This is a genomic window from Pseudomonas sp. SID14000 (assembly GCF_002165135.1).
Classification (GTDB): domain Bacteria; phylum Pseudomonadota; class Gammaproteobacteria; order Pseudomonadales; family Pseudomonadaceae; genus Aquipseudomonas.
The window spans coordinates 1-412 of record NZ_NFZQ01000136.1 but is presented as its reverse complement, the minus strand read 5'-3'; the positions used below and the strand labels follow the sequence as shown (position 1 = coordinate 412).

Below are 412 nucleotides of genomic sequence, written 5' to 3'. Positions count from 1 at the left end.
CGTTGGAGAACAGCAGACTGTCACGGAGCGTGCAGCGGTACTGCTCGCCGAGCCCGTCGGTGAAGTGGCACTCCTTGGCGGCCTCGGGCTCCGGATCCGTGCCGCTGCGGGGGAAACGCAGCAGCGTCTGGAACGTGTTGTAGAAGACGTTCCAGGTCTGGATGTCATAGCCCGTGACGGGGTCGAGCGGAGCCGGTCCCGTCGGCGTGATGTGGAACTCGTCGGTGGTGCCGAAGACGATCGCCTTGCCGTCGCCCCCGCTGCCACTGCCGGATCCGCAACCGGCGAGTATGGGTGATATCAGACCCACGACGACCGGCAGCGCGAGCAGCTTGCGATTCATCCTCGACGTTCTCCCTTTGGTCTTTCAGCGCTCAAGCGATCCGTTGCCGGGCGGGCGACGCGACGCCTG

1 protein-coding gene is annotated in these 412 nt (G+C 65.8%); it reads right to left on the bottom strand.

What is annotated here, in order from left to right; translation table 11 throughout:
- On the bottom strand, positions 1-343 hold a 343-nt coding region (locus CAY82_RS27665; protein WP_218190866.1), incomplete at its 3' end, for a hypothetical protein.
- Positions 344-412: the final 69 nt, after the last annotated feature.